Source organism: Pandoraea captiosa (assembly GCF_902459775.1).
Lineage (GTDB): Bacteria > Pseudomonadota > Gammaproteobacteria > Burkholderiales > Burkholderiaceae > Pandoraea > Pandoraea captiosa.
In genome coordinates, this window is sequence record NZ_CABPSQ010000002.1 from 823,986 (window position 1) to 841,242 (window position 17,257).

Annotated in this window: 12 protein-coding genes; 6 read left to right on the forward strand and 6 right to left on the reverse strand. The window is 62.9% G+C overall.

Features of this window, described 5'->3' with window-relative positions; translation table 11 throughout:
• Nucleotides 1-25 precede the first annotated feature (25 nt).
• Nucleotides 26-1,054, reverse strand: coding sequence for an AI-2E family transporter (locus PCA31118_RS08990; RefSeq protein WP_150624873.1), 1,029 nt, complete (start codon nucleotides 1,052-1,054; stop codon nucleotides 26-28).
• A 133-nt stretch (nucleotides 1,055-1,187) separates the two neighbouring features.
• Nucleotides 1,188-4,052, reverse strand: coding sequence for an excinuclease ABC subunit UvrA (uvrA, locus tag PCA31118_RS08995; protein ID WP_150624874.1), 2,865 nt, complete (start codon nucleotides 4,050-4,052; stop codon nucleotides 1,188-1,190).
• A 501-nt stretch (nucleotides 4,053-4,553) separates the two neighbouring features.
• Here uvrA and PCA31118_RS09000 point away from each other — a divergent pair.
• Both PCA31118_RS09000 and PCA31118_RS09005 read left to right on the forward strand, forming a co-directional pair.
• The gene (locus PCA31118_RS09000) at nucleotides 4,554-5,717 is read left to right on the forward strand and encodes an MFS transporter (RefSeq protein ID WP_150624875.1); all 1,164 of its coding nucleotides are present in this window, start codon (nucleotides 4,554-4,556) and stop codon (nucleotides 5,715-5,717) included.
• A 30-nt stretch (nucleotides 5,718-5,747) separates the two neighbouring features.
• Nucleotides 5,748-6,257 (forward strand): single-stranded DNA-binding protein, encoded by a 510-nt coding sequence (locus PCA31118_RS09005; RefSeq protein ID WP_150624876.1) that lies wholly within the window; start codon nucleotides 5,748-5,750, stop codon nucleotides 6,255-6,257.
• Nucleotides 6,258-6,371: 114 nt separating this feature from the next.
• Here the strand turns inward: PCA31118_RS09005 and PCA31118_RS09010 are convergent, their stop codons facing one another.
• Both PCA31118_RS09010 and PCA31118_RS09015 read right to left on the reverse strand, forming a co-directional pair.
• Entirely contained in the window at nucleotides 6,372-7,154 is a 783-nt protein-coding gene (locus PCA31118_RS09010; protein ID WP_150624877.1) for an aldolase, read from the reverse strand.
• A 56-nt stretch (nucleotides 7,155-7,210) separates the two neighbouring features.
• Nucleotides 7,211-8,521, reverse strand: a complete 1,311-nt coding sequence (locus PCA31118_RS09015; RefSeq protein WP_246190142.1) for an MFS transporter — start codon at nucleotides 8,519-8,521, stop codon at nucleotides 7,211-7,213.
• A gap of 383 nt (nucleotides 8,522-8,904) precedes the next feature.
• On the opposite strand from PCA31118_RS09015, the gene PCA31118_RS09020 reads away from it, so the two are divergent.
• Complete coding sequence (locus PCA31118_RS09020; protein WP_281356228.1) at nucleotides 8,905-9,447, forward strand: helix-turn-helix domain-containing protein; 543 nt, start codon at nucleotides 8,905-8,907, stop codon at nucleotides 9,445-9,447.
• A gap of 80 nt (nucleotides 9,448-9,527) precedes the next feature.
• On the opposite strand, the gene PCA31118_RS09025 is transcribed toward PCA31118_RS09020, so the two are convergent.
• Entirely contained in the window at nucleotides 9,528-10,178 is a 651-nt protein-coding gene (locus PCA31118_RS09025) for a TetR/AcrR family transcriptional regulator (RefSeq protein ID WP_150624879.1), read from the reverse strand.
• Between the two features lie 514 nt (nucleotides 10,179-10,692).
• On the opposite strand from PCA31118_RS09025, the gene PCA31118_RS09030 reads away from it, so the two are divergent.
• A complete protein-coding gene (locus tag PCA31118_RS09030) occupies nucleotides 10,693-12,423 on the forward strand; it encodes a methyl-accepting chemotaxis protein (RefSeq protein ID WP_150624880.1) in 1,731 nt (576 codons plus the stop codon).
• A 31-nt stretch (nucleotides 12,424-12,454) separates the two neighbouring features.
• Here the strand turns inward: PCA31118_RS09030 and PCA31118_RS09035 are convergent, their stop codons facing one another.
• A complete protein-coding gene (locus PCA31118_RS09035; protein ID WP_150624881.1) occupies nucleotides 12,455-12,859 on the reverse strand; it encodes a winged helix-turn-helix transcriptional regulator in 405 nt (134 codons plus the stop codon).
• Between the two features lie 100 nt (nucleotides 12,860-12,959).
• Here PCA31118_RS09035 and PCA31118_RS09040 point away from each other — a divergent pair, with 100 nt between their 5' ends.
• Both PCA31118_RS09040 and PCA31118_RS09045 read left to right on the forward strand, forming a co-directional pair.
• Nucleotides 12,960-14,075: an NADH:flavin oxidoreductase gene (locus tag PCA31118_RS09040; protein ID WP_150624882.1), complete on the forward strand. Its 1,116-nt coding sequence runs from the start codon at nucleotides 12,960-12,962 to the stop codon at nucleotides 14,073-14,075.
• 709 nt (nucleotides 14,076-14,784) lie between these two features.
• Nucleotides 14,785-17,127, forward strand: coding sequence for an FdhF/YdeP family oxidoreductase (locus PCA31118_RS09045; protein ID WP_150624883.1), 2,343 nt, complete (start codon nucleotides 14,785-14,787; stop codon nucleotides 17,125-17,127).
• Nucleotides 17,128-17,257 lie beyond the last annotated feature (130 nt).

The following is a 17,257-nucleotide window of genomic DNA, read 5'->3' on the forward strand; positions in this document are numbered from 1 at the left end:
GTTGCGAACGGTGCAACGCTGTGAGTCAGACGAGCTGCTTTTCCGCCAACTCGCTCTTCAGATAGCCATAGTAGATCGGCGCGGCGATCAGGCCCGGCAACCCGAAGGCGGCCTCCAGAACGATCATCGCCAACAGCAGTTCCCAAGAGCGCGACTGGATTTGCGTGCCGACGATGCGAGCGTTCAGGAAGTATTCGAGCTTGTGAATGACGATCAGAAAGACGAGCGCCGAAATTGCCACGTACAGCGACACCGACAGGCCGAGCACTACAATGAACGTATTCGAGATCAGATTACCCACGACCGGTAGCAGCCCGACCACGAACGTCACGACGATCATCGTCTTGCGCAACGGCAGGTGAATGTCGAAAAGTGGGAGAACGCCCACGAGGAAGATGGCCGTGAACAGGGTGTTGATCGCGGAGATCTTGACCTGTGCGAAGACGATGCGACGAAACGCGTCGCCGAACAGCGTTACGCGGCGAGTGAGCGCGGCGGCCAGCGGCTGCATGTGATGCACCGGGCGAACGGACGAAAGTGCCACGAGCGCCCCGAGCACCAGCCCGACGATAATATGGACCATGGCGTTGAGCGCTTCCTTGCCGACGAGCGACATCTCCTGCGTGTGATCCTTCAGGAATCCGGTCACGGCCTGATGGATGTCTTCGCCGTCCGCCGGCAAACGATCGGTGACCCACATCGGCAATTGCGAACGCGCCTGCTCGACCGCTTCCATCATGCGGCCGTTGATGTGTTCCAGATGGCCGGCGTCGCTGCGAAAGAACGTGATGACGCCGAAGATCAGCGCCGTCATCAGGGCAACGATGACGGCCGAGAGCAGCGCCACTGCGACCAGTCGCGCCCGCTCGCTGGAGATGCGCAGTTGCAGGCGCGGCCCCAGCACATGGACCAATTGGTAGACCACCATGCCGGCGAGCACCGCCGAGAGCAGATGGATGTGAAGAATCAGCCAAAGGGCCCCGGCGGCGAAGACGTAGCTTGCCAGTTCGACCCAGAAGTTGCGGTCCGGAGTCCAGCCAGAGCGCGGTTCCATGAAATGACGTCCTTAAAAATACCTTGGGCGGCCTCTACGGCTTCTACTGTCACTATTGCCCAACTACGCCGGTAAGACACACGGGCGGCGCCGGTGCGCTGCCCTTGGCCGATGCTGCCTGACGGCGTCCTGCTTACTTCCCGCGCTTGAGCAGCGGCGCGAGATACTTGCCGGTAAAGCTGGCCTTGCTCGCCGCCACCTGCTCCGGCGTGCCCTGCGCAATGATCTGCCCGCCGCCCGCCCCGCCTTCCGGCCCGAGATCGATCACCCAGTCCGCCGTTTTGATCACGTCGAGATTGTGTTCGATGATAACGACCGTGTTGCCCTGATCGCGCAACCGGTGAATCACGGTGAGGAGCAGTTCGATGTCGTGAAAGTGCAACCCGGTGGTCGGTTCGTCAAGGATATACAACGTGCGGCCCGTATCGCGCTTGGACAGCTCCAGCGACAACTTCACGCGTTGCGCCTCGCCGCCCGAGAGCGTCGTGGCCGACTGGCCGAGACGGATGTAGCCGAGGCCGACATCGAGCAACGTCTTGAGCTTGCGCGCCACCACCGGCACGGGCTTGAAGAACTCGTGCGCCTGCTCGACCGTCATGTCGAGCACTTCCGAGATGTTGCGCCCCTTGTACTGCACTTCCAGCGTCTCGCGGTTGTAGCGTTTGCCGTGACAGACGTCGCACGGCACGTACACATCCGGCAGGAAGTGCATTTCGACCTTGATCACGCCGTCGCCCTGACAGGCTTCGCAGCGTCCGCCCTTCACGTTGAATGAGAACCGGCCCGGATCGTAGCCGCGCTCCTTGGCCGCCGGCACGCCCGCGAACAATTCGCGAATCGGTGTGAACAGCCCGGTATACGTGGCCGGGTTGGAGCGCGGTGTGCGCCCGATGGGCGACTGGTCGACGTTGATGACCTTGTCGAAATGCTCCAGGCCGTCGATCTGCTCATAGGGAGCCGGCTCCGCAGACGAGCCATACAGATGGCGCGCCACGGCGTGATACAGCGTGTCGTTGATCAGCGTCGACTTGCCCGAACCGGACACGCCGGTCACGCACGTCAGCAGGCCGATCGGCAGGTCCAGATTGACGTGTTTGAGGTTGTTGCCGGTCGCATCGACGATACGCAGATAGTCCTCGCCCGGCGCACGACGCTCCGCCGGCACCTCGATACGACGCGCGCCCGACAGATATTGGCCGGTCAGCGACTCGGCCGATTGCTCGATCTGTGCCGGGCTGCCCTGTGCGATGACGGTCCCGCCGTGAATGCCTGCGCCCAGACCCATGTCCACGACGTAATCGCTCGCGAGAATCATGTCCTCGTCGTGCTCGACCACGATCACCGAGTTGCCGAGATCGCGCAGATGCTTGAGCGTGCCGATCAGTCGGTCGTTGTCGCGCTGATGCAGCCCGATCGAGGGCTCATCGAGCACATACATCACGCCGGTGAGGCCCGAGCCGATTTGCGACGCCAGACGAATCCGCTGCGCTTCGCCGCCCGAGAGTGTGTCGGCGCTGCGCTCCAGCGACAGATAGTCGAGGCCGACGTTGTTCAGGAACGTCAGGCGCGCGACGATTTCCTTCACGATCTTGTCGGCGATCTCGCGCTTGGCCCCGTGCAACACCAGTTCGTGGAAGTAACCCAGTGTCTCCCGCAGCGGCAGGTTGCCGATCTCGTAGATGGCGCGCGCCTGCTTGTCTTCGCCGACCTTGACGAATCGCGCCTCGCGCCGCAGACGGCTGCCCTCGCAATCGGGGCAGGCGCGGTTGTTCTGATACTTTGCAAGCTCTTCGCGCACCGCGACCGAATCGGTTTCGCGATAGCGGCGCTCCAGATTCGGGATGATGCCTTCGAAGGCATGCGAGCGAACCGAAGTGCGCCCCTTCTCGTTCACATAGGTGAAGGGAATTTCCTGCTCGCCGGAGCCGTAAAGCACGATTTTCTGCGTGTCTTCCGCGAGTTCCTCGAACGGCGTGTCGACGTCGAAGTCGTAGAACGCGGCAAGGCTTTGCAGCATCTGGAAGTAGAACTGATTGCGGCGGTCCCAGCCCTTGATCGCGCCGGACGCGAGCGAGAGTGCCGGGAAGGCGACGACGCGCTTCGGATCGAAGAACGTCATCTGGCCCAGACCGTCGCACGTCGGGCACGCACCCATCGGGTTGTTGAATGAGAACAGACGCGGCTCGAGCTCCTGCAGCGAATACGAGCACACCGGGCACGCGAACTTCGAACTGAAGACGTGCTCCTTGTCGGTATCCATCTCCAGCGCGATGGCCCGGCCGTCGGCCAGACGCAGCGCCGTCTCGAACGACTCGGCCAGACGTTGCTTCAGATCGGCGCGCACCTTCACGCGGTCGATGACCACGTCGATGGAATGCTTTTCCGTCTTCTTGAGTTTGGGCAGCGCCTCGATGTCGTACACGCGCGCCGTGCCCTCGTTGGCCGCGCCGCCGCCCGAGCGGATCCGGAAACGCACGAAGCCCTGTGCCTGCATCGACTCGAAGAGGTCCGCATGCTCGCCCTTGCGATCGACGACGATGGGCGCGAGGATCATGAGCTTGGTGTCTTCGGGAAGCGCCAATACGGCGTCCACCATCTGCGAGACGCTTTGCGATTCGAGCGGCAGCCCGTGATCGGGGCAGTAGGGCGTGCCCACGCGGGCGTAGAGCAGACGCAGGTAGTCGTGAATTTCCGTGACGGTGCCGACCGTCGAGCGCGGGTTGTGCGAGGTCGCCTTTTGCTCGATGGAGATCGCCGGCGACAGCCCCTCGATCAGGTCGACGTCGGGCTTCTCCATCAATTGCAGGAACTGCCGGGCGTACGCCGAGAGGCTTTCGACGTAGCGACGCTGACCTTCCGCGTAGAGCGTGTCGAATGCGAGCGACGACTTGCCGGAGCCCGACAGGCCGGTGATCACCACGAGCTGGTGACGCGGCAAGTCGAGATTGACGTTCTTGAGGTTGTGGGTACGCGCCCCACGAATACGGATGGTTTCCATTCACGGTTCCGGGTCGTCGCCGAGGAATCCGCGCGGCGAAATGTCGCGGGGCGGCTTCCGGCCCCCAAGCGCCTGAATTTCCCGGGACGTCGGGCCGCGTCGGCACGGCGTTGGCCGGGCGTCGACGCAGCAGGCGGCGGGAGCGGTCGGGCGGGCCGCTGGGGGGAAATCAGGGCGGCTAAACCTGCTAATATACCTAAGTTTGATTGCCGGGGCTGATCCCTGCTGACAGGCTGTCCCGGGCGGCCGGCCGGCAAGGGAGACAGATGGGGACGAACCGCCCGATTTCCAGAGGCTGGCGCCCACCCGAAGCTCATAGGACGGAAGACGGTGGTTCGCATGCCCGGCGCAAGCCCGATGGGCGGCCGAAGCCCCCGCGTCCGGGCGCAATCATCAGACAATTCCGAGGCTGCACGCGCTTTTTCCATCTCTCAGGACGTAATGTCTACTGATTCCGTGACTTCCGCTTCTCCTGCCTCGACACGCGGCCGAGGTGGCCGCATGACCCCGCTAGAAGTGCGCGCCAGCGCGTCGCTCGCGGGGATTTTTGCATTGCGCATGCTCGGTCTGTTTCTGATCATGCCGGTGTTCTCGGTCTTCGCGCAGACGATTCCGGGTGGCAACGACACGTTTCTCGTGGGACTGGCCATCGGTATCTACGGGCTGACGCAGTCGTTGCTTTACATCCCGTACGGATGGGCGTCCGACCGGCTCGGGCGCAAGCCTGTCATCATTTTCGGCCTCGTCGTCTTCGCCATCGGTTCGCTGGTGGCGGCGATGGCCCATGACCTGACGTGGATCATCGTCGGGCGCGCGATTCAGGGCGCCGGTGCGATCTCCTCGGCGGTCATGGCCTGTGTGGCGGACCTGACGAGCGACGCGAACCGCACCAAGGCGATGGCGATGATCGGCGGCAGTATCGGCGTGTCGTTTGCCGTGGCGATCGTGTGTGCGCCTTTCCTGTATCACTGGCTGGGCATGAGCGGATTGTTCTCGGCCATCGGCGTTCTGGCCGTGCTGGCGATTTTCGTGGTGCTCTGGGTCGTGCCCACACCGCCCGTGCACGCCAAGGCCGGGCCTGCGCCGTTCTCCGAAGTGCTGCATAACCCGGAACTGCTGCGCCTGAATTTCGGCGTGTTCGTCCTGCACGCGACGCAGACGGCGCTCTTCGTGGCGATGCCGCGCATGCTGGTCGCGGCGGGTCTGCCGGTCGCACAGCATTGGGAAATTTATCTGCCGGTGATGGGGCTGTCGTTTGTGGCGATGGTGCCTGCGATCATCGCGGCGGAAAAGCGCGGCAAGATGAAGGCCGTGCTGCTCTCGGCGATTGCGCTGGTCGCCGTGGCGCAGGTCGCGCTTGGTGGCTTGCCGCCGACGGTCGGCGTGATTGCCGTGGTGCTGTTTGTGTACTTCCTGGGCTTCAACGTGCTCGAAGCGTCGCAGCCGTCGCTGGTGTCGAAACTGGCGCCGGGACAGCGCAAGGGGGCGGCGGTCGGGGTGTATAACACGACGCAGGCACTCGGTCTTTTCTGCGGTGGGGCACTAGGGGGTTTTCTGATGACCCACTACGGTCAAAACGCAATCTTCCTGACTTGCGCAGCCGGTGCGGTCGTGTGGCTTATAATCGCCGCACCGATGAGGACGCCAGCGCCTCGTCAATCCTGATCGGATTTCAGCAATACCGGAGAAAGATTTATGGCATCAGTCAACAAAGTGATTCTGGTCGGCAATCTGGGTGCCGACCCCGAAGTCCGCTACATGCCGAGCGGCGATGCGGTTGCGAACATTCGTCTGGCGACGACCGATCGTTACAAGGACAAGCAGTCCGGCGAGTTCAAGGAAATGACCGAATGGCACCGTGTGTCGTTCTTCGGGCGCCTTGCGGAAATCGTCAACGAATACCTGAAGAAGGGCTCGTCGGTGTACATCGAAGGCCGTATCCGCACGCGCAAGTATCAGGCGCAGGACGGCACGGACCGTTACAGCACGGAAATCGTGGCCGACCAGATGCAGATGCTCGGCGGCCGTGGTGGTGAGGGCGGCGGCGGTGGTGGCGGTGGCTACTCGCGCGGCGGCGGCGGTGACGAAGGCGGTGGTGGCGGCTACTCGCGCGGCGGTGGTGGTGGCGGCGGTGGTCGTCAGCAAGCCCCGGCCAAGCAGTCGGGCGGCGGCTTCGACGACATGGACGACGATATTCCGTTCTGACGCGCACTCTCCGTCAATCGAAAAGCTAGGGCCCGCATTCCTTATGGATGCGGGCTTTTTTTGTGGTCCACAGATGTCCGGCGCCGCCCGCGACGGGCATCGCCGCATCGATGCTTACGCGAAAGTGCCTCGCAAGGCGTCCGGCGCGTGTCGCAGGACGCGCCGCCCGAACATCGCGAAGCTCGCCTTGACAATGCTCGGCTGCAGCAGGAAGTCATGCGATTCCTTCGCGAGCGCGGGGTCGAGTTCCTTCACCGGGCCGAGCGTTTCTGCCATCAGTTGATTGCGCGCCGCGCGCTCGATCAGCATCGACAGGTACGCTGTCTCTTCGATGGACGACGTGGCGGCCAGAAAGCCGTGGTGTGCGAGCAGGATCGTGCGGCGCGTGCCGAGCGCAGACGAAATGATCTCGCCCTCGTCGTCGGCAATCGGCAGGCCCGGCCACTCCTTCAGGAACGCGCAGTCGTCGAAGAACGGCGTGGCGTCCATGTGGGCCACGCGCAGCGGGCGTCCCGTCATGGAGAGTGTCGAGACATAAGGCGGATGCGTATGCACGATGCTGCGCACGTCGGGCCGCCGCCGGTAGACCCACAGGTGAAAGCGCACCGCGGGGTTGGCCATGCCGTTGCCTTCGAGCAGACGCAGCGAGTCGTCCACGCGAATGACATGGCGCGGTTCGATCTCGTCGAACGCCACCGCCAGCGGCGTGGTGAGATAGGTGCCGTCGTCGCAGCGCACGGTGATTTGTCCCGCCAGCGTTTCCGAATGGTTCTCCATCGCAAGCATGCGACAGGTCAGCACGACCTTTTCCCTGTCGGTCCAGTTGCCCATATCCAGACGCGTTCGCATGTCGTCGAGCGCGCGGTCGGTGACCGCCTGTTTGACCTCGTCCAGCATGAAATTCCTCCACGTAAAGTTGCTTGTCATTGAGCGCTACGGGCGCTCCAGGCGCTTCAGTCCGACGCCGTCGGCTTCATGCCCCACGCGCTGACTGCGCCGATCAGGCCCAGTACGCTCAGGTAAATGCCGACCGAGCCGATGCCGCCAAGTCTCGCCACCAGCGTGGCAGCGATGAGCGGGGCGAGTCCGCCCCCGATGGCCGCCGCTACCTGAATGCCGATGGAAATGCCCGAGTAACGCAGCTCCGGCGGGAATTGCGCGGCATAGAGGCTCGATTGCGGCCCGAAAATCATGGCGTAGTTCAGCGCCAGCGCCACGACGGCCGCTGCGGTGTAGATCGGCAGCGAGCCGGTGCCCATCGCGTGGAACAGCGGCACGGCCATGACGGTGAGAAGCAGCGTGCCTGCGATGTAGAGGCGTCGAGCGCCGACGCGATCGCCAAGCCAGCCGAAGAACGGGATCGTCACGATCTGGCACACGGAGCCGATCATCACCGCGTTGAGGGCGTCTGCACGCGTGAAACCGAGATTTCCCGTGGCATACGAAATGGAGAACACGATGATGGTGTAGACGAGCGTGACCTCGGCAAGCTTGCCGCCGATGGCGAGCAGGAGCGGTTTCCAGTGATGCACGAGCACGTCGCGCACCGGCAACCGCGACACTTTCCGCTGCGCCTGTACCGCCGTGAAGTCAGGCGACTCTTCGACCTTCATGCGAATGAACACGCCGATGACGATGAGCGCGGCGCTGGCCAGGAACGGAATGCGCCAGCCCCATTGCAGGAAGCTCTCGTTGGGCAGCAAGTTGACCAGGGCGAAGGCGCCCGTCGACAGCAGAATGCCGATCGGCGCACCCGCTTGCGGCAAGCTGCCGTAGAACGACTTCGACTTTGGCGGCGCGTGTTCCACCGCCATGAGCACGGCGCCGCCCATCTCGCCGCCGAACGACACGCCCTGGCCGATACGCAGCGCCACGAGCAGCACGGCGGCCCAGATGCCGATGTCGTCGTACGTTGGCAGCAGGCCAATGAGCGTAGTGCACAACCCCATGAGCACGAGGCTCGCAATCAGGATGGACTTACGGCCGACGCGATCGCCGAAGTGGCCGAAAATGATGCCGCCGAGCGGCCTCGCGAAGAGCCCCGAGGCGAACGCGCCGAAGGCCGCCAGGGTGCCCGTGGCCGAGTCCAGGCTTGGAAAGAAAAGTTTGTTGAAGACGAGCGCGGCCGCCGTGCCGTAGGCGAGAAAGTCGAACGCTTCGATGGCCGTGCCCGCCATGGACGCGAACGCGACCCGTGCCATGCGGCGGTCCACCGTGTGGCTGCCATGCGCCATGACTGGCGCGTCGTGCTTTACCGTGGTCATTTGATGTCCCTGTCGAGTGAAATGTCCAGTCCGTGAGGCGCCTTGTATCGTTGCTACGCCTATCGGTTGCCGCTGTTTCGGTGGTCCTGCGCAGCTCGTGTTGTCTTTGGTTGTCTAATGGACAACTTTGTTGTCCTTTGGCTCGAAGTCTAGTCGTTTAGAATCGTTTGCGCATCCCGTTCAAAATAGGTGTTTACGTGGACGAACCTCGTTCCACGGTGTGGACAACCTACGTTTATTGAGAGACAACTTTGTCGACCCAGAAGCCACGGCAGCCGGCGCGCAAGCGCGCGACCGGCGAGACACGGCACCGATATGAGCCCTCACAGCCCTCACGTGAGGAGACACCCGCCCACGAGGCGCAAAACGACCATCCGGGAGAATTGGTTCGGGTATTGCGGCAGCGCCGCGGCATGACGCTCGATGCACTCGCCCTCGATGCTGGACTGAGCAAAGGCCATCTGTCGCGTTTCGAGCGTGGAGAGAAGACGGTGTCGCTGGCGGCGCTGCTGCGCATCGCGCAGGCGCTGGGGACTTCCGCCGCATCGCTGTTGGGCGAGCAGGTGGACAGGGGGATGGTGCATGTCGTACGCGCCGGGGAGCGTCACTACCGCAATCAGAGCGGCGCCGATTACCGCTATGCGGCGTTGAGTCGCGCGAGCGGCGAAGCAGGCAGCGATGCCGAGGGGCCGACCGCGCTGGTGCTCCGACTGCCCGCCGACGCGCAAGTGAGCGAAGCCGCTTTTCACAAGGGCGACGAAATCTTTTTCGTCCTGAGCGGGGCCATCGAGATCGAACTGGGCGACCAGTCGATTCTCCTGCGTGAAGGCGACTTCGCGGAATTCCCCGGTCATGTGAAACACCGTATCCGTAGCGTAGGCACAGACACAGAAGTGCTGATCGTCGTGACCGGCAGCGGGCGCTAGATCAGGTACCGTCGTCGCTCGGTGCACCGGCTCTCAGGATGCCGCGCTCGCCGAGGCGGTACGATACCCATCGCCTCTCGTCACTTTCTTGTAACGCCGTTCAGCAGGAGCGACAGCAAATGACGCAACGTCGAATCGACGTCGTCGGGGTCTGCCTTGCCCGCGCTTAGTCGACTGATGCGGCCCACATCCACCATGACGTAGACCATGACACCTAGCGCGGATTGGAAAAGCCAGTGGATCTCGGCCTCGCTGCGGTCTGGCAATGCGATACGCAACTGCTCGACAAATGCGACGGCGAGCGGATCGAGCATTTTCTGGACGATCCCGCGCTCGGACGCGCCAGGGTCGTTGATCTCACGCGCCGCGATGATGCCGAAATGGGTTTCGCTCCCCGTCGCGCGCAAACTCAGCATCGGCAGCATCAGGGCTTTGAGAATCATCTCCAGTCGGCGCTCGAGGTTCTCCTCCATCGCGGCTAACGCCAGCCCAGCCTTGCGCTGCTCGACCATCGCAGGTATGCGGAGTTCGAAGATTGCTTCATATACCCCGAGCTTGCCCCCGAAGTGGTAGCTCACGAGGCCCACGGGTACGTCGGCATGCTGGGCAATATTTCGCAGCGAGACACCGTCGTAGCTCAGTTGCGCGAAAAGCGGCTCGGCAGCTGCGATGATGCGCGCTCGGGTGGTTCGTCGCTCGCTAGCCGCCAGCTTCGCGCTCCCTGCATTCATGTCTTGCTCCGTAGATAAGCCGTCGCCGCGGAACGTCGATCGTACCGCAGAATTAAACAAATAGTTAATATATTTGTATACGTGGTAAACCTAGTTGGTCATATGTTCAATTTGCGGAAAATCTCCAACGCCGGGCACCCGAGTCGTCAGCCTCGTGCCCGGCCGTCCGGTATCGAAACCCGCATGGCATCCCCCCTTCAGGCGCGATAACGAACACCGGTTGCGGCCGATTTGCATAGCCTGAACCACTTCCCCGAAGGCATTCTCACCGTGACAAGGGAATGCGCGTGCGCGCAGGGATGACGTAAGGCAAGGGTGACAAGCATGGGCGACGAAATTTAACCCGCTTCGTAAATAAGTACTCCTAATTTTAATGATGGCGATGTCGTCATTCTGTCTTGTTCAGGCTTATTCGGCCTGAATCCGGCTCAATTCGGCTTACTCCGCCCTATTCGGGCTTGTTGCGCCGCAACCCATGATCGCCCAACAGGCGATCCCGCCTTACGGAGTCCCTATGTCATTCCTTACCAGAATCAGGATCGGCACGCGTCTCGGCGCGGGCTTTGCCATTGTGTTGCTTCTGCTCGGTGCCATCGGCGGCATCGGACTGCTTCAGGCAACGCGCATCTTCGAGGGAACGCAAGTCATCGGCACGAACTGGCTGCCGAGTGTCGAGACGCTGGGCGACCTGCGCAATGTCGCTCAGGAAGTGCGCGGCACGTCGCTGCGCATGCTGCTTGCGACCGACCCTGCCGAGCGAGCGTCGCTGCGCGAGCGCCACACGCAAATGGTCGGCCAGTTTGCCAAGACGCTCGACGCGTATTCGAAGCTCGTCTCGTCGACGGAGGAGCGTCGGATATTCGAATCGATCAGCACCGCCTGGGCGAAATATCGCGAGGAGGATACGAAAGCGGAGGAGCTCGCCAATTCGGCCGAAGGCGGCGCCGTCGACGCGCGCGCGTCGGCGTCAACGGCATCGACGCAATCGTTTCAGTCGGTGTTGGACATCATCAATCAGGATGTGGCGCTAAATCGCGAGGGTTCGTCGGCGGAAGTCGCCGCCGCGAAGGTCGCTTACCAGACGGCGTTTGCCTGGGCGGTCGGCCTCATTGCCGTTGCCATTGCGCTTGGTGTGGCAATCGCGTTGGTGACTACCCGCTCGATCACGCGGCCCATTGCGCGCGCGGTGCAGGTGGCCGAGACGGTCGCACGTGGCGACTTGAGCACGCGTATCGAAGTGCATGGCAACGACGAGGCGAGCCAGTTACTTGGGGCGCTGCGTCACATGAACGAGCGTCTGGTCGATCTCGTGGGGCGGGTGCGCACGGGTAGCGAGGGCATTGCGACGGCATCGGCGCAGATCGCGGCGGGCAACACGGATCTGAGCCAGCGGACCGAGGAGCAGGCCGCCTCACTGGAGGAAACGGCGGCGAGCATGGAACAGCTTACTGTCACTGTAAAGCAGAACGCCGACAACGCGACGCAAGGCAACTCGCTCGCCGATCTGGCCTCGCAAACGGCGACGCGAGGCGGCGAGGTGGTGAGCCGAGTGGTTGACACCATGCGCGAGATTGCCAACAGCTCCGAGCAGGTCGCGCAGATCATTTCCGTCATCGAGGGCATTGCATTCCAGACGAATATTCTCGCCCTGAATGCCGCGGTGGAAGCGGCGCGCGCGGGCGAACAGGGGCGCGGTTTCGCCGTGGTGGCGGGCGAAGTCCGCACGCTCGCGCAGCGCAGCGCGACCGCGGCACGCGAGATCAAGGAGCTCATTACGGTATCGGTCGAGCGGGTCAACAACGGCACCACGCTCGTGGACGATGCGGGGCGCACCATGGGCGAAATCGTTCAGTCGGTCAAGCGTGTTGCCGATCTGATGAACGAGATTTCGGCGGCGTCGGGCGAACAGCGCACCGGCATCGAGCAGGTCAATCAGGCTGTCACGCAGATGGATGAAGTCACGCAGCAGAACGCCGCGCTCGTGGAGGAAGCGTCAGCAGCGGCGCAGTCACTGTCCGCCCAGGCCAAGGAGCTGCGCGAACTCGTGTCGGTATTCAACATCGGCGCGGCGGTGCGTGCGGACGACGCGGCGGCGGAGTCGATGGGTGCGGGCGCCACGGCCCCTCGCACGGCGTCTTCGAGGCCTTCCCTGTCAATGGTGCGTGCGCCTGCCGCCCCTAAACGGAAGCCGGCGCGCCGCGAGCCCGTGCCGGCGACGGCAGACGGCGACTGGAGCGCCTTTTAGTCGTTCGAAGGCACGTGTGTGCGTGCCTGTCTCATCCCGGTTGCCGTTCCCGTCGGGCGTCATTCGCCGATTTTGTGCGTGCGTCGTACGCCCGGCGTGCAGCCTCCACTTCATCCAGGTACTCCACCGTCCAGGCATACAGTGCCTTGAACGGCTTCTGAAGCTTTCGACCGAGCGCGCTGATTTCGTACTCGACGGAAACGGGTGACGTCGCCAATACATGTCGAGTCAGCAGCCCATTGCGCTCCAGACGGCGCAAACATTCCGTCAAAGCCTTCTGCGAGACCCCTTCCAGTCGCCGTCTGATTTCATTGAAACGAAGCGGCTGGGCATCAAGCACCGTCAAAACCATCATCGACCATTTGTCTGCAATCTGATCGAACAGAATTCGACTCGGACAATCCACGGCAAATCGTTGCGGCTCATGTATTGGCATCACGGTTTCCTCCGATATACCTGGTCTATTTTAAGTGCGTAATTGAAATTAAGTATAGAAAATATACTATGGGTCGCGTCAACCTTTTTGGAGAGACGTGATGACGGAAGTTTTGCTTGATGCCCTGTTCCAGCCGTTCGAACTCAAATCCCTGAAGCTCCGCAATCGTGTGGTGATGGCGCCCATGACGCGCTCTTTTTCGCCCGAAGGCGTACCCGGCGGGGACGTTGCCGAGTACTACCGCCGCCGGGCGAGCCACGGTGTCGGATTGATTCTGTCCGAAGGCACCGTGATCGACCGTCCCGCATCGAGCAACGACCCCAACATTCCGCATTTTCACGGCGATGCCGCTCTGGCCGGATGGCAACGCGTCATCGATGGTGTTCATGCAGTGGGTGGCGCCATGGGGCCGCAGATCTGGCATGTGGGATCGGTCCGGAGCCCCATGACCGACTGGGTGCCGGCCTCAGGCATCGAGAGCCCGTCGGGTCTGGTCGATGCGACTCAGACCCGGGGCGTCGCGATGACCGAGGAGGCGATTGCCGACACCATCGCAGCCTTTGCGCGTGCGGCGGCCGATGCGCGCCGACTTGGGTTCGATGTCGTTGAAATTCACGGCGCGCATGGCTACTTGATCGACCAGTTCTTCTGGGGCGCCACCAATCGGCGCACCGATCAGTATGGCGGCGCCACGCTCAAGGCGCGTTCACGCTTTGCCGTCGAGGTGGTTCGCGCGGTCCGGCGGGCGGTGGGCGAGGAGATGCCCATCGTCATGCGCCTGAGCCAGTGGAAGCAGCAGGATTACGCCGTGCGGCTGGCGGAGTCTCCCGATGCCATGGCCGAGTGGCTGGTGCCGCTCGTGGAGGCCGGCGTCGACATACTGCATTGCTCCCAGCGACGTTTCTGGGACGCCGAATTTCCCGAAATCGATGGCGCGGGCGGCCTCAACTTCGCCGGTTGGGCCAAAAAGCTGACGGGGGCCGCCACGATTACCGTGGGGTCGGTCGGGCTGTCGGGAGATTTCCTTGGGGCGTTCGGTGGCGAGACGTCGCAACCGGCAAGTCTGGTCAACCTGATTCAGCGGCTGGAGCGTCGTGAGTTCGATCTGGTCGCGGTCGGTCGCGCTTTGCTGAGCGACCCCGCGTGGGTACACAAGCTGCGCGAGGGCGAGCCGCTTGCAGGCTTCAAACCGGCCGATTTGGCGACCTTGTATTGATGGGTGAAACGTTTCGATTGCGCGGGTCGGCCAAACGCTTATTGGCCGACCCGCGCGTGCATTTGAGCGCATCCGATCGTTCGTCGCAACGCCGGATTCCTACCAAATACCGGTTAAGTCTTTTTCACGGAAAACGAGGCGCGATTTGCCCCTCGGCAGAATAAAATCCAATCCCATGAACCGGTGGAGATGCAATGCTCCGCCGGTGTAAGCAGGGCGCTGAACAGGCGCGCACCCGTTGCAAACGAACCAGGCTCGTGAGAGCCGACATGGGCTCAATTGGATGGACAAGATGCTTGCGATGCGGGGTGTGCGCGTAGGCGCAGTTGAATGAAACGTTGATTGCCGTCGGCGCTCAGCTCGTGCCTCGCGCGCAAATCGTGATCGGCGGGGCGTCCGAGCAAGTCTGCGCGACACGGCTGATGAATGAGGCAACGCTGAACTTCGACCCCGGCGTCCGGCAATACCGATAAATGTTATCGGGCGAACCGAGGTTCCGGCGTTCCGGCATAAAAAATAAAATGAACTGGAATCGTGGCGCCGATCGCGCCCGTGTGATCGCAACTGTACTCTTTGCCGAACCGCTGAACTGCATGCTTCGCGCCGAGCCGTAAATCCCTATAGTCGAATGGCACGACAATCCGCGGCCGCATGGCGGTCGTAGCCCCCCAAGAAACGCAGCATCCTGACCGGTGCACGGAGTGAAAAAATGAGCAAGCGACGCGAAGTACCGGGCATTCGCCCCTACGACGGACCCGCAGGCGGATGGGGCGCACTGCGCGCTACCGCTACCGCCGTGCGCCAGCAGATGGAGAGCTTCGAGGCGCCCATCGTGCTCATGCGTACCAATCAGCCCACGGGCTTCGATTGCCCGGGATGCGCGTGGCCCGACAAGGAGCATCGCTCGACGTTTCAATTCTGCGAGAACGGCGCCAAGGCCGTGACGTGGGAAGCCACGACCAAGCGCGTCACGCCGGAATTCTTCGCGCAGCACACGGTGTCGTCGTTGCTCGCCATGTCCGACTATGAACTCGAAGACTTCGGCCGTCTGACCCACCCGATGGCCTACGACGCCGCCACCGACAAGTTCGTACCGGTGGCGTGGGACGCCGCCTTCGCGCGCATCGGCGAGATCCTGCGCAGCTACGATTCGCCGGACAAGGTCGAGTTCTACACGTCGGGGCGCGCCTCGAACGAAGCCGCGTACCTCTTCCAGCTGTTCGCCCGCGAGTACGGCACGAACAACTTTCCCGACTGCTCGAACATGTGTCACGAGCCGACGAGCGTCGGACTGCCGATGTCCATCGGCATCGGCAAGGGCACCGTCTCGCTGGACGACTTCGACGAGACGGAACTCATCATCTCGATCGGCCACAACCCGGGCACGAACCATCCGCGAATGATGGGCACGCTGCACGAAGTCGCGCGTCGCAACGTGCCGATCATCGTCTTCAATCCGCTGCGCGAGCGGGCACTGGAGCGTTTCGCCGACCCGCAGAACATCATCGAGATGGCGACGTACAGTTCCACGAAGATCGCGTCGACCTACTTCCAGGTCAAGGCAGGGGGCGACGCGGCGGCGCTCAAGGGGATCATGAAGGCGTTGCTCGCGCTCGAAGCCACGCAGGGCAATGTGCTCGACCGCGATTTCATCGCGACCCACACCGAGGGGTTCGACGCGCTCGCCGCCGACCTCGAAGCGACGTCGTGGGCCGACATCGAAAAGGAAAGCGGTCTGACGCGCGACGAACTGGAGCAGGTCGCCGTCGCCTACGCCAAGTCGAACGCCACGATCGTGACGTATGGCATGGGCATCACTCAGCACAACACCGGTACGGCCAACGTGCGCCTCATCGCCGATCTGCTGCTCATGCGTGGCAACTTCGGAAAACCCGGTGCAGGCATCTGCCCGCTGCGCGGTCACTCGAACGTGCAGGGCAACCGGACGGTAGGGATCACGGAGAAACCGTCTGAGGACTTCCTCAAGCGCATTGAAAACGTCTTCGGCTTCACGCCGCCGCACGGACACGGTCACGACGCGGTCAAGGCGATGCAGGCCATGGTCGACGGATCGTCCAAAGCGCTCATCTGCCTGGGTGGCAACTTCGCGGTCGCGCTGCCGGATCCGGATCTGTGCTTTCCCGCCATGAAAACGCTGGACCTGAGCGTGCATCTGGGCACGAAACTCAACCGTACGCACCTGCTCGTGGCGAAAGAAACGTTCATTTTGCCGGTGCTCGGCCGTACCGAACTCGACGTGCAGGCCACCGGCCCGCAATCGATCACTGTCGAAGATTCGATGTCGATGGTGCACGCGTCTGCCGGCCGGCTCAAACCGGCCTCGGCGCATCTGCGCTCGGAGCCGGCCATCGTGGCAGGCATGGCGCAGGCGACACTGCCGGCGAGCAAAGTCGACTGGCAGTCGCTTGTCGACGATTACGACCGCATTCGCAATCTCATCGAGCGCACGGTGCCCGGCTTCGACGACTACAACACGCGCATTCGTGTGCCCGGTGGCTTTCGCATGCCGCTGCCGCCGACCGAGCGCAAATGGGATACCCCGTCGGGCAAGGCGATCTTCTCGGTGTTCAAGGGCGTACGCGAGAACTACGAACCGTGGGCGGACGACGTGCTGCGTCTCATCACGATCCGCAGCCACGATCAGTACAACACCACGATTTATGCGCTGGACGACCGTTATCGCGGCGTGTTCGGCCGTCGTGACGTGTTGTTCATGCACCCGAACGACCTGGCCGCACACGGGCTGGAACACGGCGATCTCGTCGACATCGAGACGATCTCGTCCGGGCGCGCGCTCCGACTCACGGGCATCACGGTGATCGAGTACAACATCGCACCGGGCTCGGTCGCCGCTTACTACCCGGAAGCCAACGTGCTGGTGCCGCTCGATTACATCGACGAGGACAGCGGAACGCCGTCGTACAAGTCGATTCCCGTTCGTGTCCTGCGCAGTGCGCAGCCCGTCGAAGCCGGTGCGACGCCTGCTGCGGCATCAGCTGCAACACCGGCTGCAACACTGGCCGCCTCATGACCTGCTGACCCCGAGCGCCGCGCGCGTACGCCGACATCGGCCCGTGCGCGGCGAAGCGCTCATTCAACCGCCCGGCGCCGCCGAGCCATCGCACCACCCGTGAGCGAACGGGTGCGGCGCGGTGTCGCCT

What these genes read in the sequence shown, in the direction of transcription:
- PCA31118_RS09010 (WP_150624877.1), bottom strand. Translation starts at nt 7,154, where the DNA reads ATGCTGGACGAGGTCAAACAGGCGGTCACCGACCGCGCGCTCGACGAC.
- PCA31118_RS08990 (WP_150624873.1), bottom strand. Translation starts at nt 1,054, where the DNA reads ATGGAACCGCGCTCTGGCTGGACTCCGGACCGCAACTTCTGGGTCGAA.
- PCA31118_RS09030 (WP_150624880.1), top strand. Translation starts at nt 10,693, where the DNA reads ATGTCATTCCTTACCAGAATCAGGATCGGCACGCGTCTCGGCGCGGGC.
- PCA31118_RS09000 (WP_150624875.1), top strand. Translation starts at nt 4,554, where the DNA reads ATGACCCCGCTAGAAGTGCGCGCCAGCGCGTCGCTCGCGGGGATTTTT.
- PCA31118_RS09040 (WP_150624882.1), top strand. Translation starts at nt 12,960, where the DNA reads ATGACGGAAGTTTTGCTTGATGCCCTGTTCCAGCCGTTCGAACTCAAA.
- PCA31118_RS09015 (WP_246190142.1), bottom strand. Translation starts at nt 8,521, where the DNA reads ATGACCACGGTAAAGCACGACGCGCCAGTCATGGCGCATGGCAGCCAC.
- PCA31118_RS09035 (WP_150624881.1), bottom strand. Translation starts at nt 12,859, where the DNA reads ATGCCAATACATGAGCCGCAACGATTTGCCGTGGATTGTCCGAGTCGA.
- PCA31118_RS09005 (WP_150624876.1), top strand. Translation starts at nt 5,748, where the DNA reads ATGGCATCAGTCAACAAAGTGATTCTGGTCGGCAATCTGGGTGCCGAC.
- uvrA (WP_150624874.1), bottom strand. Translation starts at nt 4,052, where the DNA reads ATGGAAACCATCCGTATTCGTGGGGCGCGTACCCACAACCTCAAGAAC.
- PCA31118_RS09025 (WP_150624879.1), bottom strand. Translation starts at nt 10,178, where the DNA reads ATGAATGCAGGGAGCGCGAAGCTGGCGGCTAGCGAGCGACGAACCACC.
- PCA31118_RS09045 (WP_150624883.1), top strand. Translation starts at nt 14,785, where the DNA reads ATGAGCAAGCGACGCGAAGTACCGGGCATTCGCCCCTACGACGGACCC.